Below are 17,943 nucleotides of genomic sequence, written 5' to 3' on the forward strand. Positions count from 1 at the left end.
CCCCCGTACCCCGGCGAAGGCCGGGGCCCAGCTGCGGCGCCCACACGATCCGCGCACCCGATCAGCCCCACCCAACTGGACCCCAGCCTCCGCCGGGGTACCCAAAGTTCGCGGCGCCTCCGCCTGCCCAAAACCACACCCTCCGCGCCCGCGGCTCCTGGGCTCCCGCCTGCGCGGAAGCACACGCGGGCGCGGCACGTCTCGCAATCCCCAAAACCTGGTCGTGAACCCATCGACGACCGCTTCTAGGTCGAGCACTGAACGACCGATTGTGGTGGTTTCTGCCTGACACCTTATAGGCGAGCTCAAGCCGATAGTTGCCGTTGATCGTCGCCGACCGAAGCGGCTACTCACGACCAAACCGGCCGTTCGCACCTCGCGCTCGACGAAACCGGCTAACGGCATCGCGCTCAATCTCGGGCGTTCACAGTGGGCTTCGCCAATCCTACGACCTGCCGTTCTACATGGTGCCGAGCGGGCGTCGGCTAGCCAAGGATCGGGGTTGCGCCCGACGATACCCCCGCTAAGCTCTCGTTTGGGGTAACGTAATTGGGGGTCGCGGTTGTCCAAGGGCATAACGAGCGTCGAGGGCTTCGTTCGTAAGGTCTTCGGAATGAGCAAGAGCGACGACGAGGTTTTCTTCTACCGGGGACATTCGAACCGCGAGAAGTACAAGCTCTCTCCGGCAGTATTTCGCACGGACGACGAGCGAAAGGCCGAACCGACGATGTTCCGGGAACTTCTAATTTCGAACGCACCTGATTTTCGTGATGACCATTCTACTTTTGAGAAACTGGTACGGATGCAGCACTACTCGCTGCCGACACGATTGCTAGACATCTCCACCAATCCGCTTATTGCTCTCTATTTTGCCTGCAAGAGTTCGGCAGACCACTCTGGTGAAGTTATACGCTTCACCATCAAGCAAAACGAAATGAAGTTTTTTGATAGCGACACTGTTAGCTGCATCGCCAACCTCGCGCAGTTATCTCAGAGTGACAAGCAGGCGATCTCGTTTTCGGGATCTAATGATCAGTTCAATGGTCAAGATCCAATCCGAAAGCTTCTCCACTTCATCAAGGAAGAAAAGCCCTATTTCAGGGATGCGATCGTCCCAAGTGATCTGAAGCGCATAGTTTGCGTGCGAGGGAAGCTGAATAATACTCGCATCCTTTCGCAATCCGGCGCTTTCCTCATTTTTGGCTTGGACGCCAGCCTTCCCGAGACGGGAAACGCCGACATCAAGATCGAGCGGATGACGATAAGCGCCGGTTCGAAGAAGAAGATCATTCAGGAGCTCGACACTCTAGCGCTCAACGAAAGCACGATCTTCCCATACATCGAAAACTCCGCACGTTACATCGCTGCGAAGTATCGCCCGACGTGATGGCTATCCTGCGCAGAACGAAGCGGTTTACACGTCCTTGAAGCCTGGCCCCTGCCGGAGAACAACCGGTCCAGCTCACGCCGTCGGGATGAGTTCGAGCCGGCACCATGTGTCAGCTCCCGACAAAACCTGCCGTTCAGTCCACTGCTCGAGAAAGGCAGCAAAGTCCCAATCTCAGCCGGTCCGCTCCCTTTGAATAAGCGACCGCTTTCAGGAAGTCGGAGATCGTAACCGAACGTCTGACATTGGGCGTTTCCCGACGGTCGGCTTGAGGAGCCGACAACCTAGGCGCCCGGTCTTGCGGCGGAACTGACGGGGTGGGCGCACCGCCCCTCTCACCGTGCTCCCGCACAGACGGGAGCCCAGGTTTACCGCACGCGGTCTTCGCGACGGCTCACGCGCGCGCACTCGCCCCCATTGATCCGGCCCATCCCCGCCGCTATCTCCCCCATGCGGCGACCACGTTCCCGCCCCGCCAAAGGGTATCAAGACCGGGACGGCCCGGCACCTCGTTCGTACGGAGGTTGCCTTGGCTTGGATCGTTCTCATCATCGCGGGTCTGTTCGAGGTCGTCTGGGCCTCCGCCATGAAGCAGTCGCACGGCTTCACCCGGCTGTGGCCCAGCGTCGTCACCATCTCGGGCATGCTGGTGAGCTTCGGCCTGCTCTCCTGGTCGATGAAGTCGCTGCCGCTCGGCACCGCCTATACGGTGTGGACCGGGATCGGCGCGGTCGGCGCCTTTGCGATCGGCATCCTGGTGCTGGGCGAATCCGCCAGCCCCATGCGCCTGATCGCCGCCTTGCTGATCGTCAGCGGCCTTGCGCTGATGAAGCTCGCCGGGAACTGACCGGCCCGCGCGGCTGTCCTACACAGGCGTCAGCTGCTTCACTGGCGCCATGCTCGCCACCTTCCTTTTTCCCGTCCCCCGAGCGGCGCGCCGGCACCGCTGCGGCGTGTCGTCTTGGCCTAACCTTAGCCTAACTTTCCGATCCGCAGCCCGGCTGCGAGGGTGCGTGTGTGGCATTCCGGCACGAACCGCGTGTCCTGATCGAAGAACCCCTGTTACGAGGGTTGACAGCCGGCGCGGGTACCGTAGCCTGCACGCAACTTCCGCATTCGTCAGCCACCGGCACCAATAGTCCGGGGGCGCTGGCGAAGGCGGGACACGACTTGCCATCACAGGCGAGCGGTAAGGAGAGGAACGATGATGCTGACGATGTTGCTCGCAGCGGCGGTCGCTGCCGCACCCCAGCCGCAGGACGCAGCCCTCGGCCGCTGGAAAGCCGAGACCAAGAACGGAATTGTCGAGATCAGCCGCTGCGGAGAATCGATCTGCGGCCGCCTGCTCAGTTCCGATCACCTGCGCACCGATCCCACGCTCAAGGACGTCAAGAACAGCAATCCGGCGCTTCGCAGCCGGCCGCTCAAGGGGATGCAGATCCTGGGCGGGTTCAAGTCCAACGGCAAGGAATGGGTCGACGGCACGATCTACAATGCCGACGACGGCAAGACCTACAGCGCCAAGGTGACCCCGGTCGGCGCCAACCAGCTCAAGGTCCGCGGCTGCGTCTTCGTCCCGCTCTGCAAGACGCAGACCTGGACCCGCGTCCGCTAACTTCGCTTCGCATCAACCGTCAGGAAAGAGCCAAATGTCCCCTCGTATCAAGTTGTCGCTGCTCGCCGCTGCTCCGCTGTGGCTGGTCGCCTCCAGCGGCGTCGCCCATGCCCAGGCCTTCTACCTCCAGGAACAGTCGGCACGCGCCGCCGGCCGTGCTTTCTCGGGTGAAGTCGCCGACACCGGCCCGCAGTCGCTGTGGTGGAACCCGGCTGCCATCGCCGAGATGGACAGCGCCGAGGCCTCGATTGCGATCTCCGCGATCCTGCCGCGTGGCAAGGTGGTCGACGACGGCACGGTGATCGTGCGCCCGGGCCAGCCGCCGGCGCCGATCGGCGGCCAGTCGGTGTCCAAGAACCCGATCAACAACGGCTTCCTCCCCTCGGGCGCGGTCGCCATGCCGCTCAACGAGCGGGTCTCGATCGGCCTGGCGGTGACCTCGCCGTACAGCTTCACCACCAACTATGATTCGGACAGCTGGGCCCGCTACAGCGCCGACAAGACCCGCCTGCGCACCATCGACATCCAGCCGTCGATCGGCGTCGCCGTCACCGACTGGCTGCGCGTCGGCGCGGCGCTGAACGTCGAATACACCGATGCGGAACTCGGCAACGCGCTCCCGAACCTCTCGGCCGCGCTGCCGGACGGCAAGCAGGTGCTGAGCGGCGACGGCTGGGACTTCGGCTGGACCGCCGGCGTGCAGATGCACAATGACTGGGCGACCGTCGGCATCAGCTACAAGTCGGCGATCGAGCACACGCTGAAGGGCAGCCTGGAAGTGAGCGGCCTCGTCGGCCCGCTCGCCGGCCAGAACCGCACGCTCGACGGGGTGAAGGCGAAGTTCAAGACGCCCGCGCAGATCATCGTCGGCGGCCGCTTCCGCACCACCGATGCGCTGACGCTCAACGTCCAGGGCATCCGCTACACCTGGGCGGACTTCGATGCGATCCGGCTCGGTTCCCCGATCAACTCGGCGATCCCGGAGAACTACCGCAACACCTGGAGCCTGGCCGGCGGCTTCGATTATGCCGCGACCCCGGACCTGACGCTGCGCGCCGGTGTCCAGCGCACGCTGACCCCGACCCGCGACGGCGAACGCGACGCACGCGTGCCGGACTCGAACCGCTGGAACTTCGGTGCCGGCGGCTCCTACAACATCAGCCCCAGCTTCACGATCGACGCGGGCGCCAACTATGTCGCGTTCAAGGACGAGACGATCGACCGCATCACCGCGGCCTACGCAGGCTCGCCGGTGCAGACGCCGGTCGTGACGGACGGCCGACTGGAAGACGCCTATGCGCTGATCTTCACCCTCGGCGGCCGCGTCCGCTTCTAACCACGCCGGGCGCGCATCGTCTCCACCCGGGGGCGGTGCGCGCCTGTCGATTCGAAGAGCTGCTGGTGCCCCGGGAGAGACTCGAACTCCCGACCTGCGGTTTAGGAAACCGTTGCTCTGTCCTGCTGAGCTACCGGGGCCACGGCCAACCCACTAAGTTCACGCGGGTTGCCCGTCAACGCAGGCCAAGGCTTCCGCCCCGCCAACCAAGTAGCCGCCTGCACGCCTTTGCTGCGATCTAGTCGCTGTCCGGCCGATCCAGACGATGCTAGGGGGCGATACTGCCTCTGCTGGACATTCTCGACATGACCGAACCCGCCTCGCTGATCCCGTTCGGAAATGAGGGACTGGACCAGATCCTCCGCGGCGGCCTGCCGACGAACCGGCTTTACCTGCTGGAGGGCGCGCCGGGTTCGGGCAAGACCACCTTGTCGCTCCAGTTCCTGCGCGAAGGTGCGCGTCGCGGCGAGCGGGCGCTCTACGTGACCCTGTCCGAAACCAAGGAAGAGCTCGCGATCGTCGCCGCCTCCCACGGCTGGAGCATCGACGAGTTCGACGTCTTCGAACTCAGCATGGCCGATGAGGTGCTGGGCGTCGGCCGCGAGCAGTCGGTCCTCTATTCCTGGGAGATGGAACTCGGCGAGACGATCAAGCTGATCGAGGCCGAGGTGGAGCGCGTGAAGCCGTGCCGCGTCGTGTTCGACAGCCTGTCGGAGATGCGACTCCTCGCCCAGGATCCGCTCCGCTACCGGCGCCAGGTGCTGGCGCTCAAGCAGTTCTTCGCCGGTCGCGACACGACCGTGCTGCTGGTCGACGACCTCACCGCCTCGCGTGACGGCGGCGACGGCCACCTCCACAGCCTGTGCCACGGGGTCATCACGCTGGAACGGCTGACGCTGGAGTTCGGCGCGGCACGCCGACGCCTCCAGGTCCAGAAGCTGCGCGGCATCGACTTCGTGGCGGGCTTCCACGACTTCACCATTAGCAAGGGCGGGCTCGACATCTACCCGCGACTGATCGCCGCCGCCCACCAGCGCGCCACCGTCGGCGAAGCGATCCCCAGCGGGGTTCCGGAGCTCGACGCGCTGCTGGGCGGCGGGCCGCTACGGGGTACCTCCACGCTCATCACGGGCCCTGCCGGCACCGGCAAAACGACCATCGCCCTGCAATATGCCTATGCCGCCTGCGAACGCGGCGAACGGGCCGTGATCTATGAGTTCGACGAGCGTATCGGTACGCTCCTGGCCCGCGCGCGTGCGTTCAACCTGGATCTCCAGAAGCACATCGACGCCGGGCTGCTGATCGTGGAGCAGATCGATCCGGCCGAGCTGTCGCCGGGCGAGTTCGCCGCCCGCGTGCGTCGCCGGGTCGAAGGCGACGCGGCGCAGGTGATCGTGATCGACAGCCTCAACGGCTATCTCGCCGCCATGCCCCAGGAACAGCAGCTGGTGCTACAGATCCACGAGCTGCTGTCGTTCCTCAATCAGCAAGCGGTCGCAACCTTCCTCATCAACCCCCAGGAGGGGTTGGTGGGAACGATGCAGTCGAGCATCAACATTTCCTATGTTGCCGACGCGGTGCTGCTGCTGCGCTTCTTCGAGGCGGATGGCCGCATTCGCAAGGCGGTCTCGGCGCTGAAGAACCGTGCGGGGCAGCACGAGGATGCCATCCGGGAGTTCCGCGTCGACGCCGAGGGCGTCCGGGTGGGGGCACCCCTCACTGCCTTCCAGGGGGTGCTCACGGGGACGCCGGAATATGTGGGCGAGCGCTTGCCCCTGATGGAAAATCGCGAACGTGGGGCATAGGACCGCGGCAGAGGGCCATCGCGTCCTGGTGGTCGCGCCGTTCGGGCGCGATGCCGAAGCGGTCGTGGGATTGCTCCGGGACCAGCGCTATGACGCCGATGCCTGTGCCGACCTGAACGCGGTTGCAGAGCGCCTCGACGAACATGTCGGCGTAGTCCTGCTGACCGAGGAGGCGATGCGCTTGGGCACCCACGTCCTTCGGGCGGTGCTCGCGGCCCAGCCGAGTTGGTCGGACATTCCGTTCATCCTGCTCGCGGCGCGGCAGCGCAGCAGGGGAACCGGCTCGGAGGAACTCCGCGCGCGTTTGCTGGAGCTGACCGGCAACGCCATCGTGCTCGAACGGCCGCTGAGCGTCGCCTCGCTGCTGAGCGCGACCGATTCGGCGATGCGCTCCCGCCAGCGCCAGTTCGAGACGCGGGACCGGATGCTCGACCTGGAGGTCAGCCGCACGGCGCTGGCCGCAAGCGAGGCCGAATTGCGCCGGATCGCGGACGCCCTTCCCGTGCTGATCGCCTTCGTCGACCGCAGCGGACATTATCGGTTCGGCAACCGCGCCTACGAGGACTGGTTCTACGTCTCTCCGGAGGAGATCATCGGCCGCCATGTCCGCGAGGTGCTGGGCGAAGACGCCTATCACATCCGCCAGGCAGACATCCGGCGCGCGCTGGCTGGAGAGACGGTGCGGATGGAGGTCCCGACGCCGCACCGCGACGGGCGCCGTCGCGACACCGAGATCCGCTACCTTCCCCGCCGCAATGCGCAGGGGGAAGTCGACGGTTTCCACGTCTTCGGCATCGACATCACCGATCGCAAGCGGACCGAAGAGCTGCTTGCCGAGCGTGTCGCGGAGCGGACCGCGGCACTGCAGGCGGAGATGGAGAACCGTGCCCGGGCCGAAGCCGCCCTGCTCCAGAGCCAGAAAATGGAAGCGGTCGGCCAGCTGACCGGCGGGATCGCGCACGACTTCAACAACATGTTGACCGGCGTCATCGGCGCGATGGACATCATGAAGCGGCGGATCGCTGCCGGCCGAACCGACGACCTGGAGCGCTTCATGGACGCCGCCACGACCTCGGCGCAGCGGGCGGCGGCGCTCACCGCACGGCTCCTCGCCTTCTCGCGCCGCCAGTCGCTCGACACGAAGCCGATCGAGATCAACGGGCTGATCGCCTCGCTGGAGCAGCTCCTCCACCGCTCGACCCGGGAGAACATCACGCTACACGTCGCGCTTGCGGACGATGCGCTGTGGGCGGAAACCGATGCCAACCAGCTCGAGAACGCGATCCTGAACCTCACGATCAACGCCCGCGACGCCATGCCCGAGGGCGGGCAGCTGACGATCGAGACGCGCGCCGTCGAGCTGGACGAAACCTATGTGGCGACCCGGCCCGACGTGCAGCCCGGCCGCTATGTGGTGATCGCCGTCTCCGACACGGGCGTCGGCATGGCGCCGGAGCTGGTGCAGAAGGTATTCGACCCGTTCTTCACCACCAAGCCGATCGGCCAGGGGACCGGCCTCGGCCTCTCCATGGTCTATGGCTTCGTACGCCAGTCGGGCGGGCAGGTCCGCATCCACAGCCAGGCCGGGGCGGGCACGACCGTGTCGCTCTACCTGCGGGCCGTCGACGCACAGCCCGAGCACGACTCCGCCGCATCCAGCCGGCCGGTGCCTGAGGGGAACGGGCAGACCGTCCTCCTGGTCGAGGATGATCCCTCCGTGCGTCTGCTCGTGCGCGAGGTGCTGGAGGAACTGGCCTATGTCCCTATCGAGGCGGAAGAGCCCAATGCGGCGATCGCCGTCCTGGCATCTGACCGGCACATCGATCTGATGGTCTCCGACGTCGGGCTGCCGGGCATGAACGGCCGCCAGCTTGCCGAAGTCGCCCGCCAGCATCGCCCCGAACTGCCGATCCTGTTCGTGACGGGCTATGCCGAGAATGCCGCGATCCGGGCCGATTTCCTCGGCACGAACATGGCGATGATCACCAAGCCGTTCGCGATCCAGGAGCTGTCGGCCAAGATCCGCGAGATGCTCGGCTGACGGTTTAGTTGCGAGCGCCGGGCGGGACGACCGGCAGGGGAAGCGGCGCGACCGGCACCCCCTCCTCGACCAGGGCCCGCGCCTCCTGAGGCGTCGCCTGGCCGTGGATCGGGGCCGTCGCCTCCTCGCCCAGGTGCATGGCGCGCGCCCGGTCGGCAAAGCGGGAGCCCACCCATTCGGAGCCTTCGAGCGCCTTCTCCTGCGCCTTGGCAAGCGCGGCGAGAGCCGCCTTCATCGGATCGGCATTCATGGCCGCGCGCTGGTTGCCCTTGGCAGCGACGTTGGGCGCCATGACCGCCTTCTCGACCGAGGCGCTGTCGCACAGCGGGCAGCGGACCAGCCCCCGCTCCTTCTGATCGGCGTAGTCGGCGCTCGACCCGAACCAACTTTCGAAGACGTGGCCGCCGTCGCAGCGAAGATCGAAGACGATCATGCGACGCGCTCGACGGGCGGGATTGCGCGTCGATGCCGCAGCACCGGCAGACGCTCGCGCACGTCGCGAAGGACGGTGCGGTCGAGCTCGGCGAAGCCCACGCCAGGTGCGTCGCCCATGTCGAGCAGCACCGTGCCCCAGGGATCGACCACCAGCGAATGGCCATAGGTCTCGCGGCCGTCGGCATGCACGCCCGTCTGTGCCGCGGCGATCACGAAGGCAGCAGCCTCGATCGCGCGAGCCCGCAGCAGCACGTGCCAATGGGCAGCGCCGGTCGGGCGAGTGAAGGCAGAGGGCACCGCCAGCAATTCGGCACCCGCGTCGCTCAGCGCCCGGTAGAGGCCGGGGAAGCGCATATCGTAGCAGATCGAGAGGCCAAGCGGCCCGGCGGGAGTGTCCACCACCACCGCTTCGTCGCCAGGCGCATAGGCGGCGGATTCCTGCCAGCGTTCGCCGCTTGCCAGCGCGACGTCGAACAGATGGAGCTTGTCATATCGAGCGCGGACCATGCTGTCCGGCCCGATCATGAAGCCGCGGTTCGCCAGTTTACCGTCAGGACGGCGGATCGCCAGCGAGCCGAGTTGAACCCACACGCAATGCTCCGCCGCGGCCGTCCGGACGGCCGCCAGCACGGGATCGCCGGCCTCGTCCGCCAGGACGGCCGCCGCCCTGCTCCGGTCCCGATCGATCAGGCCGGACATCTCGGGGGTGAACAGCACGGCGGCGCCCCCGGCGGCCGCCTGGGCCACCGCGTCCGTCAGCACCGCCGCATTGGCGAGCGGGTCGATCCCGCTCGTCATCTGCAGCAGGGCGATCCTCATTGTGCGAGCAGCGGGTCCAGTCCCCCCTGCCGGTCCAGCGCGGCGAGATCGTCCGAGCCGCCGATATGGCGGCCGTCGATGAACACCTGAGGCACGGTGGTGCGGCCGTTCGACCGCTGCAGCATCTCCGCGCGGCGCTCGCCACCCATGGTGATGTCAAATTCCTCGAACGCGGCCCCCTTGCTCTCGAGCAGCCGCTTCGCGCGGGTGCAATAGGGGCAGAAAGCCTTGGTGTAGATTTCGATCTTTGCCATGCGGCCTGAGGTGTGTCGGCGGGATCCGCTTGTCAATCATGCGCCTCGTCCAGCACGCGCGCCCAGCACAGCACCGTCACCGCGCTGGCGCCTGCCGCAAGAAGCTTGCGTGCACAGGCATTGGCGGTCGCGCCGGAGGTATAGACGTCGTCCACCAGCACGACGGACTTGCCGGCGACCCTGGCCCTACCAGAAGCCGGAACCGCAAAGGCGCCCGCCAGAACCCTTGCGCGTTCGCGCCGGCCAAGGCCCCGGAGGACCGGCGTCGCCCGTGTGCGGACCAGCGCATGGAGATCGGCTGGAATGCCACAAATCCGCGACAGGGTTCCGGCGACGAGCGCCGCCTGGTTGTAGCCGCGCAACCACAGGCGGCGGCGATGGAGCGGCACCGGCACCAGCAGTTCCGCATCCGCGGGCATCAGCCGGGCCATCAATCGTGCCATGGTCTCCGCGGCGGCAAGCCGGCCACCATATTTCAGCTTCAGGGCGACGTCGCGCGCGACCGGACCATAGGCGACCGCTGCTCGGGCACCGGCATGGGCGGGCGGTGCCGCCAGGCAGGCGGCACAGCAGGCGTCCTCCCCCCGGTCATGATCGAACGGCAGCGCACAGGCGGCACACCATGGCGGCCCCAGGAACTGGAGGCCGTCCCAGCAGCGGGCACAGAAGCGATGGTCCGCCTCCGTCACCTGCCCGCACGCGGGGCAGCGCGGCGGCAGTGCCAGCACGATGCTGCCTCGAACCAGGGCGGCGACGGCGTTCACGGCTATCCTTGTCGTCGCGTCCGCGAAGGCGCACAAGCGCCCGCGTGCAACCGCCAGAGATCTTCCATCGCGCCGCGCGCCGCCTGCGCCGCGACCGTATCGCCTCCCGCTTCGGCGAGTCCGACTTCCTGCGCCGCTTCATGATCGAGGGGTTGAGCGAACGACTCGATGCGGTCACCCGCGAGTTCGCCGACGTGCTGGACCTGGGTTGCTTCGATGCCGGTCTGGCGCTTCCGGGCACTCGGATCGTTCGCGCCGATCCCGGCTTCGCCTTCGCCCGCGCGGCAGGCGGCGTGCAGTGCGACGAGGATCGGCTGCCCTTCGCGGACGGTTCCTTCGATCTGGTCGTGTCGGCGGGAACGCTGGATCAGGTCAACGACCTTCCGGGGGCGCTGAATCTGATCCGCCGGGTTCTGCGGCCGGACGGGCTGTTCCTGGCGGCCTTCACGGGCGGAGGCACGCTGTCGACGCTGCGCGGAACGCTGATGGCAGCGGAGCAGGAACGGCCCGCTGCGCGCGTTCACCCGCAGGTGAACCTCCAATCCGCGGGGGACCTGTTGATGCGGGCGGGCTTCGCGTTGCCGGTGGCCGACTCCGAAACCCTGAATGTGCGCTATGCGAGCTTCGGCCGCTTGATCGAGGACCTGCGCGGCATGGCCGGCACCAGCCTCCTCGTCGACCGCGCGCCCCTGTCCCGGACGACGATGGCCGAAGCTGCCGGCCGCTTTGCCGAACGCGCCGATGCGGGCGGGCGCATGTCCGAGCAGTTCGAGGTGATCTATCTCACCGGCTGGGCGCCCTCCCCCGACCAGCCGAAGCCGGCGCGTCGCGGCAGCGCGACCGTATCGTTGGCAGAGGCGCTACGGCCCAAGCACTAGGCTCAGACCAGCGCCTCCAGCAGGCCGATGAGGGGGCGGTCTGCGGGCGGCATTTCCAACCGGTGCAGTTCCACCGGCCGGGCCCAGCGAAGCGCGGTGGCATGCCGCGCCTCGACGACGCCGGACCATTTGCGCAGCGCGTAGAGCAACAGCAGGAGGTGCCGCTCGCCCAGCGGCTCGCTGGCAAAGGTCGCCGGCGCCAGGCACGATCGCTCCACCGTGATGCCGAGTTCCTCGTGCAATTCGCGGATCAAGGCCGCCTCCGGCAGTTCGCCCGGTTCCACCTTGCCGCCAGGGAACTCCCACAGACCCGCCATCGGCAGCCCCAGCGGTCGCTGCTGCACCAATACCCGGCCATCGCTGTCGACGAGGGCCGCAGCGACGACCATCAACAACCCTGCGCCCGTTCCACTCAGCATTTCTTTACCCGCCGCGCCTAGCCTCTCGTCAGAAGCGAGCGAAAGACCAGCGTATGCGTGTCATTGCAAGCCTAGCCCGCAGGCTGCTGCGCGACCGACGCGGTGCCACGATGGTCGAATATGCGCTGATCATCGCGCTCATCGCGCTTGCCGCGCTGGCGACGCTCGCTCCGATGGCGCGGCAGGTCGTGGGCATGTGGGACCATGCGGACGAGGAAGTCTCGGACGCCAGCGGGCGCTGATTCTGCAAGCCAGACCGTTCGCCGGTCTAAACGCTTTTTCAACGAACAGGTCGGTACTGCAACGGATGCTGCACCGGGTCTCACCCGGATCAGCCGGGTATGTTGAAGCACGAACGTTGGAGACCCCAATGCAGAAGATCCGCACTTTCCTGAAGAACAACAAGGGCGCCACCGCGATCGAATACGGCCTGATCGCAGCCCTGATCGCCGTTGCCGCAATCGCTGCGATGTCGGGCCTGGGCGGCTCGCTGAGCGGCACGTTCAACAAGGTCGGCACCAAGCTGAACAACTCGGTTACCTGATTTCGACTGAAATCGATGACCGGAAAGAGGGTCGGACGGCAGTCCGGCCCTCTTTTTTTATGATCCGCCGCGATCGCGCTTAGGCGCGACCCATGTTCAGGAACTTGGCCCGTCGATCGCGACGCAACTGTTCCGTCGTTTGCCCCTCCAGTTCGCCCAGCGCGTTGCCGAGCGCCGCACCCAAAGAGGCGATTGCGGCAGCAGGGTCGCGGTGCGCGCCGCCCAGCGGCTCTGCCACGATCGTGTCGATCACGCCCAGCGCCTGCAGGTCCTGCGCCGTGACCTTCATCGCCTCTGCCGCATCGGGCGCGCGATCGGCCGTGCGCCACAAGATCGAGGCGCAGCCCTCGGGCGAGATCACCGAATAGACCGCGTGCTCCATCATCAGCACCCGGTTGCCGGCAGCCAGCGCCACGGCGCCGCCTGAACCGCCCTCACCCAGGATGGCAGCGACCATCGGCACGCCAAGCGCGAGGCTCGCCTCGGTCGAGCGGGCGATCGCCTCCGCCTGGCCGCGCTCTTCCGCCTGGATGCCGGGAAACGCACCGGACGTGTCGACCAGCGTCACCACCGGCAGCCCGAAGCGGTCCGCCAGCTGCATCAAGCGGATCGCCTTGCGATAGCCCTCGGGCTTGCCCATGCCGAAATTGTGCTTGAGCCGGCTGGCGGTGTCGTCGCCCTTCTCATGGCCGATCACCATCACCTTGCGGCCGTTGAGCCGGCCAAGCCCCCCGATGATCGCGGAATCGTCGGCAAAGGCGCGGTCGCCGCCCAGCGGCATGAAGCCCTCGATCAGCGCGGCGACATAGTGCTTGAAGTGCGGCCGTTCCGGGTGCCGCGCGACCTGGGTCTTCTGCCACGGCGTCAGCTTCGCATAGGTGTCGCGCAGCAGACGATCGGACTTGCCCTGCAGCTTCGAGATTTCCGCCTCGATGTCGACCTCTCCGCCGGCCGCGGTGTCGCGCAGCTCGTCGATCCGGCCCTGCAGCTCGGCGATCGGCTTCTCGAAATCCAGAAAGGTGGCCATCAACTCGGGTTCCGTCTCGATTAGGTGCGCTGCCGCTCCTCGCGGCACTTGGCTGCGGGGCGAACAAGTTTCAGGGTGCCGGTTACGGTGCCCGGCGGAGGGCGTCAACGAGCGGATGGCGCGCGTTGACCAGCTCGACCAGCCGCTGGCTGTCGACATGAGTGTAGATTTCGGTGGTGGCGATGTCGGCATGGCCCAGCATCGCCTGCAACGCACGCAGGTCGGCGCCCCCTTCCAGCAAATGGGTGGCGAAGGCGTGGCGCAGGACGTGCGGGCTCACCCGGTCGGGCGGGATCCCCGCCTCCCCAGCCAAGGCCTTCAGCAGCTGGAACAAGCGGATGCGCGACAGATGCGCCTTGCCGGAGGGGAACAGCCAGGCCTTGTCTGCCGGGACATGGGCGCGCCAGCTGGCGACTGCGGCGCGCGCGCGATCGGAAACCGGGACCATCCGCTCGCGCTCACCCTTGCCGCGCAGGATCAGATATGGCCGATCCGTCGCAATGGCGGTGCGTGGCAGGGACACGAGCTCGGTCGCGCGCAAGCCGGAGCCGTAGAGCAACTCCACCAACGCCGCGAGACGAAGGTCGAGGGGGTTCGGGGGATCGCGCGCGATCCGGGCCTCGATGGCCTCGAACAAGCGGTCCACATCTGCCGAAGACAGCGTCCGCGGCAACGGCCGCGCGCTTCCGGGCCGCGGCAGCGCGCGGCCGGGATCGTCCGCACGAAGCCCCTCATCGGCAAGAAAGGCGAAGAAGCGCCGCAAGGCGGCCGACTTGCGCGCCACGGTGGCGCGCGAGAGATCACCCCAGCCTTCGGCGAGCCGTTCCAGCGCCGGACGATCGGCATCGGCAAGCCGGCCCGCGAGGGCATCCGATGCGAGCCGCAGATCGGTTCCATAGGCGAGCAACGTGTTGCGCGCCGCGCCGGCTTCTGCCGCCAGCATTTCCAGGAAGCGGTCGATCAGGATGCGATCGCTGCCGGCGGGCGCGCCGCCTTCGCTCACGCGCGTGCGATCGCCTCGGCAGCGATCATCCGCGCTTCCCCTTCAAGCCCAACCGCCCGCAAGGCGGCGACGATATGGAACAGCGCCTGGGGCGAAACGCCGCGCCAGTCCCGCGTCTGCATGCCAACCGCGGCGAGCACCAGGACGGTGCCCGGCTGGTCGCGACCGGCCGCAAGCGTGATGGCGCGGGTCCAGGCGTTCTCCGCGCCGATCGGCACGCCCAGCGACTGCGCCAGTTCCGTAGCGTCCTCTGCCGGCAGCCTGCCTAGGCCCGCAAGGCCGGCGAGCAGCAGTTGCCCCTTGCGCGCGTCGCCGTCGGCGTATCGCGACACGGCGCGCTGCGACACCTGCCGGGCACGCGGATCGGCAACCGCCAGCATCGCCCAGGCGTCACCGCCCTCCGGTGTCATCGAGCGCCAACGAAGCGCCCGCAGGTCCATCCCGGCCGACAGCATCGAAGCGACGAGCGCATCCGCGTCCGCAGCATAGTCTGCAGACGCCGGGATCGCCGATGCCGCGCGCGCGGTAAGCACGCGCCGTGCATAGCTGCGCTGGGCGTCGGTCGCGCCGGTCCACACCTGGCGCAGGGCCGTCATGCGATCGGCGACCTGCGCTGCGGCAAAAGCCTCGCGGAGGTCGCGTGCGACGGCGGTCAGGTCACTCGGCGAATCGTCCAGCTCGCCAACCGTGGCATAGAGATCGACCAGCGCGCTGCTCGACAGTACCCCCTGAGCAGCGGCAAGCTCGGCATCCGGCACGCGGCGCTCAGGAGGAATCGCAGGCATTAGCGCGTTCCAGTACCGGACCTGCGGCCCGACCGTGTCGAACAGCGCGGCCGGGATTTCCACCGCGGTCGCGTTTGCGAGGCCCCAACGCCAGGCGCTGAGCTGCTCCACGCCGTCCCATTCGATCGTCACCGATCGACGGCCCTGCGCCCCTGCGCCCAGCACCTTCTCGGCCAGCTTCAGGTCGATGTCCGCGCCGACTGCTCGCCGGCGAAAGGCACGGCGCGCTTGGTCGATCAGCACGCCCGCCTGCTTGGGCTCGCCCGCGAGTCCGGCGCACATCGCACGGGCGAGCTGCCAGCCACGCTCCTGCGAGACACGCTGCGCCGGCTCCACGATCCCGCACATCGCTGCCGGATCGGCGGTCGCCAGCGCCGCCTGCATGGCGACCTGGTACATCTTGGGCGTGTAATTCTCGCCATCGACCGACTGCACCACGGCGCGCGCGGTGGGCGCTTCCCCCATCCGCAGCAGCAACCAGGCGCGCTCGGCGGCGAAGTCCGGTCCATTGACTCGCGCAGGCGTGTCCACGTCCGAGGCGAGCGCACGCCGCAGCGCGATCGACAGCCAGCGCGACGCCACCGGCGCATCGAGCCGGCGCATCAGCGTCTCCAGCATGCGACCGTCGGCTCCGGCGAACGCGTTGCGGCCCAGCCCTGCGCCGTCGATGCCGATGTGCGCAGTCGAGCGCCGCGCATACTCCGGCAGCTCATACTGCGCGAGCAGCTTCGGATCGACCGGCCGCGCCGTTGCGGTCGGCGTCGGAGTCGGCGTGGGCGTCGGGATCGGTGCAGGACCCGCGATCGGCGCCTGCGGCACCCCGGAGGGTCGTGCCGCCGGCTGCTGCGCGCCGGGTGCAGGCGCGGGCGCGACCGGATCGTTGAACCCGGGCGGCAGCAGCGATTCGGGAACGTCCTGGCCCAGCGCCGGCAGGCCGACGAGGCCAGCCAGCACCAGAACCGAGGCGAAGCTGCTAGTTCTGGAGATTTTCAAGCGAGACCGCCTTTTCGACCTGCACCGGCTGCTTCTCCGTCTGGCGACCCGCCAGGAAGAACAGCCCGCCGACGAGAACCAGCAGGACGACGATCAGAATGACAAGCGATCGGGACATGGCGGACGAAAACTCACGATTGCGAAGCGGGCGCACAAGCTTTTTGCCCGCGCGCCGCCACGCTGTATAGCGCCGGCCACGATGCTGCAAACCCATGCCTCGACACCGCCGTGGAGCGGAAAGCCGATCGTGCTGGTCGGGCTGATGGGCGTGGGCAAATCCACTGTCGGTCGCCGGCTGGCGCACCGCATGCGCCTGCCCTTCGTCGACGCGGACAATGAGATCGAGCGCGCCGCCGGCATGACCATCGCCGAGATGTTCGAGCGGTTCGGCGAAGCGCACTTCCGCGACGGGGAGCGCCGCGTGATCGCCCGGTTGATCGACGGCAGCCCCAAGGTGATCGCCACCGGCGGCGGCGCCTTCATCAACGAAGAGACGCGCGCGCTGATCCTGAAACATGGCCTCGCCGTCTGGCTCGATGCCGCGCCGGCAGTGCTCGCCGAGCGGGTCGGCCGCCGCGACCACCGCCCGCTGTTGCGCGGCAAGGATGCCAAGGCGGTGCTGACCGAGCTCGCCGCGATCCGCAACCCGTTCTACGCCATGGCGCCCGTGCACATCGTCAGCCAGCAGGCCCCGCACGAAGCCACCGTCAACGCCATTTTGGAGGCGATCCGCCCGTGACCACCATTCCCGTTTCGCTCGGCACCCGCAGCTATGACGTCGTCATCGAGACGGGGCTGCTCGCGCGGGCCGGGGAGTTGCTGGCGCCGATCGCACGCGGCAGGCCGATGCCGATCGTGGCGGACGAGGCGGTCGTGCCGCACCTGGAGACCCTGCGCGCGTCGCTCTCGGCCGCGGGAATCGCGAGCGAGGCGATCGTGCTGCCCGCCGGCGAAAGTTCCAAGAGCTGGGCCACGCTCGAACTGCTGATGGACCGCCTGCTCGCACTTGGGGTCGAACGGCGCGATCATGTGATTGCGCTCGGCGGCGGCGTGATCGGAGACCTGGTGGGCTTCGCGAGCGCCATCCTGAAGCGCGGCTGCGGGTTCGTGCAGGTGCCGACCACCCTGCTGGCGCAGGTCGATTCGTCGGTGGGCGGCAAGACCGGCATCAACACGCGGGCCGGCAAGAATCTCGTCGGCGCCTTTCACCAGCCGGCCATCGTGCTGATCGATCCGACGACGCTCGACACGCTGCGGTTGCGCGAAGTCCGCGCGGGCTATGCCGAGGTGGCCAAGTACGGCCTGATTGACGATCCCGAGTTCTTCGCCTGGTGCGAAGCCAATGCCGACCGGCTGCTCGCGGGAGATCCGGAAGCGCGCGAGATCGCGATCGCACGATCGGTCGCGGCCAAGGCGCGCATCGTTGGGGAGGATGAACGCGAGACGAGCGGCCGGCGCGCGCTACTCAACCTCGGCCACACCTTCGGCCATGCGCTGGAGGCGGAGGCAGGCTTCGACGGGTCGCTGCTGCACGGTGAAGCGGTTGCGGCAGGCATGGCCCTAGCCTTCGCCTTTTCAGCGAGCCGCGGCCTGTGCCCGCCCGAGGATGCAGCACGCGTGGCGGCCCACCTGCGCGCGGCGGGTCTTCCGGACGGCCTTGCAGGGGCCGGGATCTCGGCAAGCGGCGCTCGGCTGGTCGACCATATGCGGCACGACAAGAAGATGGAGGGCGGAACGCTCGCGCTGCTGCTCGCGCACGGGATCGGCCAGACTTATGTCGATCGCGGCGTGGCGCTGGAAGAGATCGCGGCGTTTCTCGACACCCAGCCGCGCTGAGC

Annotated in this window: 20 protein-coding genes and 1 tRNA gene; 11 read left to right on the plus strand and 10 right to left on the minus strand. The window is 67.7% G+C overall.

Features of this window, described 5'->3' with window-relative positions; genetic code table 11:
* Window positions 1–613: 613 nt before the first annotated feature.
* The 4 genes from VPH46_RS10465 to VPH46_RS10480 all read left to right on the plus strand — a co-directional run bounded on the left by VPH46_RS10465 (window position 614) and on the right by VPH46_RS10480 (window position 4,338).
* Complete coding sequence (locus tag VPH46_RS10465; RefSeq protein WP_416611048.1) at window positions 614–1,387, plus strand: FRG domain-containing protein; 774 nt, start codon at window positions 614–616, stop codon at window positions 1,385–1,387.
* A 529-nt stretch (window positions 1,388–1,916) separates the two neighbouring features.
* A complete protein-coding gene (sugE, locus tag VPH46_RS10470) occupies window positions 1,917–2,234 on the plus strand; it encodes a quaternary ammonium compound efflux SMR transporter SugE (protein ID WP_416611050.1) in 318 nt (105 codons plus the stop codon).
* Window positions 2,235–2,594: 360 nt separating this feature from the next.
* Entirely contained in the window at window positions 2,595–3,002 is a 408-nt protein-coding gene (locus tag VPH46_RS10475; protein WP_416611234.1) for a DUF2147 domain-containing protein, read from the plus strand.
* A gap of 34 nt (window positions 3,003–3,036) precedes the next feature.
* Window positions 3,037–4,338 (plus strand): OmpP1/FadL family transporter, encoded by a 1,302-nt coding sequence (locus VPH46_RS10480; protein WP_416611052.1) that lies wholly within the window; start codon window positions 3,037–3,039, stop codon window positions 4,336–4,338.
* Window positions 4,339–4,401: 63 nt separating this feature from the next.
* Here the strand turns inward: VPH46_RS10480 and VPH46_RS10485 are convergent.
* Window positions 4,402–4,478: transfer RNA gene (locus VPH46_RS10485), tRNA-Arg, on the minus strand.
* 165 nt (window positions 4,479–4,643) lie between these two features.
* Here VPH46_RS10485 and VPH46_RS10490 point away from each other — a divergent pair.
* A complete protein-coding gene (locus tag VPH46_RS10490) occupies window positions 4,644–6,143 on the plus strand; it encodes an ATPase domain-containing protein (protein WP_416611054.1) in 1,500 nt (499 codons plus the stop codon).
* The gene (locus VPH46_RS10495; protein WP_416611056.1) at window positions 6,133–8,184 is read left to right on the plus strand and encodes a PAS domain-containing protein; all 2,052 of its coding nucleotides are present in this window, start codon (window positions 6,133–6,135) and stop codon (window positions 8,182–8,184) included. The genes VPH46_RS10490 and VPH46_RS10495 overlap by 11 nt, the downstream gene beginning before the upstream one ends.
* Window positions 8,185–8,188: 4 nt before the next feature.
* Here the strand turns inward: VPH46_RS10495 and VPH46_RS10500 are convergent, their stop codons facing one another.
* From VPH46_RS10500 to VPH46_RS10515, 4 genes are read right to left on the minus strand one after another with little or no spacing between them, the layout of a single operon-like run.
* Complete coding sequence (locus tag VPH46_RS10500; protein WP_416611058.1) at window positions 8,189–8,617, minus strand: DUF1178 family protein; 429 nt, start codon at window positions 8,615–8,617, stop codon at window positions 8,189–8,191.
* Window positions 8,614–9,438, minus strand: a complete 825-nt coding sequence (locus VPH46_RS10505; RefSeq protein ID WP_416611060.1) for a carbon-nitrogen hydrolase family protein — start codon at window positions 9,436–9,438, stop codon at window positions 8,614–8,616. Before VPH46_RS10505 ends, VPH46_RS10500 begins: the two co-directional genes overlap by 4 nt.
* Window positions 9,435–9,692 (minus strand): glutaredoxin 3, encoded by a 258-nt coding sequence (gene grxC, locus VPH46_RS10510; protein ID WP_416611062.1) that lies wholly within the window; start codon window positions 9,690–9,692, stop codon window positions 9,435–9,437. The genes VPH46_RS10505 and grxC overlap by 4 nt, the downstream gene beginning before the upstream one ends.
* Window positions 9,693–9,724: 32 nt before the next feature.
* Window positions 9,725–10,456, minus strand: a complete 732-nt coding sequence (locus VPH46_RS10515; RefSeq protein WP_416611064.1) for a ComF family protein — start codon at window positions 10,454–10,456, stop codon at window positions 9,725–9,727.
* A 44-nt stretch (window positions 10,457–10,500) separates the two neighbouring features.
* Here VPH46_RS10515 and VPH46_RS10520 point away from each other — a divergent pair, with 44 nt between their 5' ends.
* Window positions 10,501–11,334 (plus strand): class I SAM-dependent methyltransferase, encoded by an 834-nt coding sequence (locus VPH46_RS10520; protein ID WP_416611066.1) that lies wholly within the window; start codon window positions 10,501–10,503, stop codon window positions 11,332–11,334.
* A gap of 2 nt (window positions 11,335–11,336) precedes the next feature.
* Here the strand turns inward: VPH46_RS10520 and VPH46_RS10525 are convergent, their stop codons facing one another.
* Window positions 11,337–11,723 carry a (deoxy)nucleoside triphosphate pyrophosphohydrolase gene (locus tag VPH46_RS10525; protein WP_416611068.1) on the minus strand — a complete coding sequence of 129 codons (387 nt, stop codon included), beginning with the start codon at window positions 11,721–11,723 and terminating at the stop codon, window positions 11,337–11,339.
* Between the two features lie 83 nt (window positions 11,724–11,806).
* On the opposite strand from VPH46_RS10525, the gene VPH46_RS10530 reads away from it, so the two are divergent.
* Window positions 11,807–11,995, plus strand: a complete 189-nt coding sequence (locus VPH46_RS10530; RefSeq protein WP_416611070.1) for a Flp family type IVb pilin — start codon at window positions 11,807–11,809, stop codon at window positions 11,993–11,995.
* 128 nt (window positions 11,996–12,123) lie between these two features.
* Window positions 12,124–12,297, plus strand: a complete 174-nt coding sequence (locus VPH46_RS10535; protein ID WP_132882280.1) for a Flp family type IVb pilin — start codon at window positions 12,124–12,126, stop codon at window positions 12,295–12,297.
* A gap of 79 nt (window positions 12,298–12,376) precedes the next feature.
* Here the strand turns inward: VPH46_RS10535 and VPH46_RS10540 are convergent, their stop codons facing one another.
* From VPH46_RS10540 to VPH46_RS10555, 4 genes are all read right to left on the minus strand, one after another.
* Complete coding sequence (locus tag VPH46_RS10540; protein WP_132882279.1) at window positions 12,377–13,324, minus strand: acetyl-CoA carboxylase carboxyltransferase subunit alpha; 948 nt, start codon at window positions 13,322–13,324, stop codon at window positions 12,377–12,379.
* Between the two features lie 82 nt (window positions 13,325–13,406).
* Complete coding sequence (locus tag VPH46_RS10545) at window positions 13,407–14,327, minus strand: tyrosine-type recombinase/integrase (protein ID WP_416611072.1); 921 nt, start codon at window positions 14,325–14,327, stop codon at window positions 13,407–13,409.
* On the minus strand, window positions 14,324–16,105 hold the full coding sequence (locus VPH46_RS10550) for a hypothetical protein (protein ID WP_416611074.1): 1,782 nt from the start codon (window positions 16,103–16,105) through the stop codon (window positions 14,324–14,326). The genes VPH46_RS10545 and VPH46_RS10550 overlap by 4 nt, the downstream gene beginning before the upstream one ends.
* Window positions 16,086–16,223 carry a hypothetical protein gene (locus VPH46_RS10555; RefSeq protein WP_164521272.1) on the minus strand — a complete coding sequence of 46 codons (138 nt, stop codon included), beginning with the start codon at window positions 16,221–16,223 and terminating at the stop codon, window positions 16,086–16,088. The genes VPH46_RS10550 and VPH46_RS10555 overlap by 20 nt, the downstream gene beginning before the upstream one ends.
* 81 nt (window positions 16,224–16,304) lie before the next feature.
* On the opposite strand from VPH46_RS10555, the gene VPH46_RS10560 reads away from it, so the two are divergent.
* Window positions 16,305–16,844: a shikimate kinase gene (locus VPH46_RS10560; RefSeq protein ID WP_416611076.1), complete on the plus strand. Its 540-nt coding sequence runs from the start codon at window positions 16,305–16,307 to the stop codon at window positions 16,842–16,844.
* Complete coding sequence (gene aroB, locus VPH46_RS10565; RefSeq protein WP_416611078.1) at window positions 16,841–17,941, plus strand: 3-dehydroquinate synthase; 1,101 nt, start codon at window positions 16,841–16,843, stop codon at window positions 17,939–17,941. The genes VPH46_RS10560 and aroB overlap by 4 nt, the downstream gene beginning before the upstream one ends.
* Window positions 17,942–17,943 lie beyond the last annotated feature (2 nt).

The sequence above is a fragment of the Sphingomonas sp. MJ1 (PH-R8) genome, assembly GCF_048058635.1.
Classification (GTDB): Bacteria; Pseudomonadota; Alphaproteobacteria; order Sphingomonadales; family Sphingomonadaceae; genus Sphingomonas.

Bases quoted from the DNA above. Each gene is read 5' to 3' on its own strand.
- VPH46_RS10530 (WP_416611070.1), top strand. From the start codon at position 11,807: ATGCGTGTCATTGCAAGCCTAGCCCGCAGGCTGCTGCGCGACCGACGC.
- VPH46_RS10560 (WP_416611076.1), top strand. From the start codon at position 16,305: ATGCTGCAAACCCATGCCTCGACACCGCCGTGGAGCGGAAAGCCGATC.
- grxC (WP_416611062.1), bottom strand. From the start codon at position 9,692: ATGGCAAAGATCGAAATCTACACCAAGGCTTTCTGCCCCTATTGCACC.
- VPH46_RS10490 (WP_416611054.1), top strand. From the start codon at position 4,644: ATGACCGAACCCGCCTCGCTGATCCCGTTCGGAAATGAGGGACTGGAC.
- VPH46_RS10525 (WP_416611068.1), bottom strand. From the start codon at position 11,723: ATGGTCGTCGCTGCGGCCCTCGTCGACAGCGATGGCCGGGTATTGGTG.
- VPH46_RS10535 (WP_132882280.1), top strand. From the start codon at position 12,124: ATGCAGAAGATCCGCACTTTCCTGAAGAACAACAAGGGCGCCACCGCG.
- VPH46_RS10465 (WP_416611048.1), top strand. From the start codon at position 614: ATGAGCAAGAGCGACGACGAGGTTTTCTTCTACCGGGGACATTCGAAC.
- VPH46_RS10500 (WP_416611058.1), bottom strand. From the start codon at position 8,617: ATGATCGTCTTCGATCTTCGCTGCGACGGCGGCCACGTCTTCGAAAGT.
- VPH46_RS10475 (WP_416611234.1), top strand. From the start codon at position 2,595: ATGCTGACGATGTTGCTCGCAGCGGCGGTCGCTGCCGCACCCCAGCCG.
- VPH46_RS10505 (WP_416611060.1), bottom strand. From the start codon at position 9,438: ATGAGGATCGCCCTGCTGCAGATGACGAGCGGGATCGACCCGCTCGCC.
- VPH46_RS10540 (WP_132882279.1), bottom strand. From the start codon at position 13,324: ATGGCCACCTTTCTGGATTTCGAGAAGCCGATCGCCGAGCTGCAGGGC.
- VPH46_RS10480 (WP_416611052.1), top strand. From the start codon at position 3,037: ATGTCCCCTCGTATCAAGTTGTCGCTGCTCGCCGCTGCTCCGCTGTGG.
- VPH46_RS10555 (WP_164521272.1), bottom strand. From the start codon at position 16,223: ATGTCCCGATCGCTTGTCATTCTGATCGTCGTCCTGCTGGTTCTCGTC.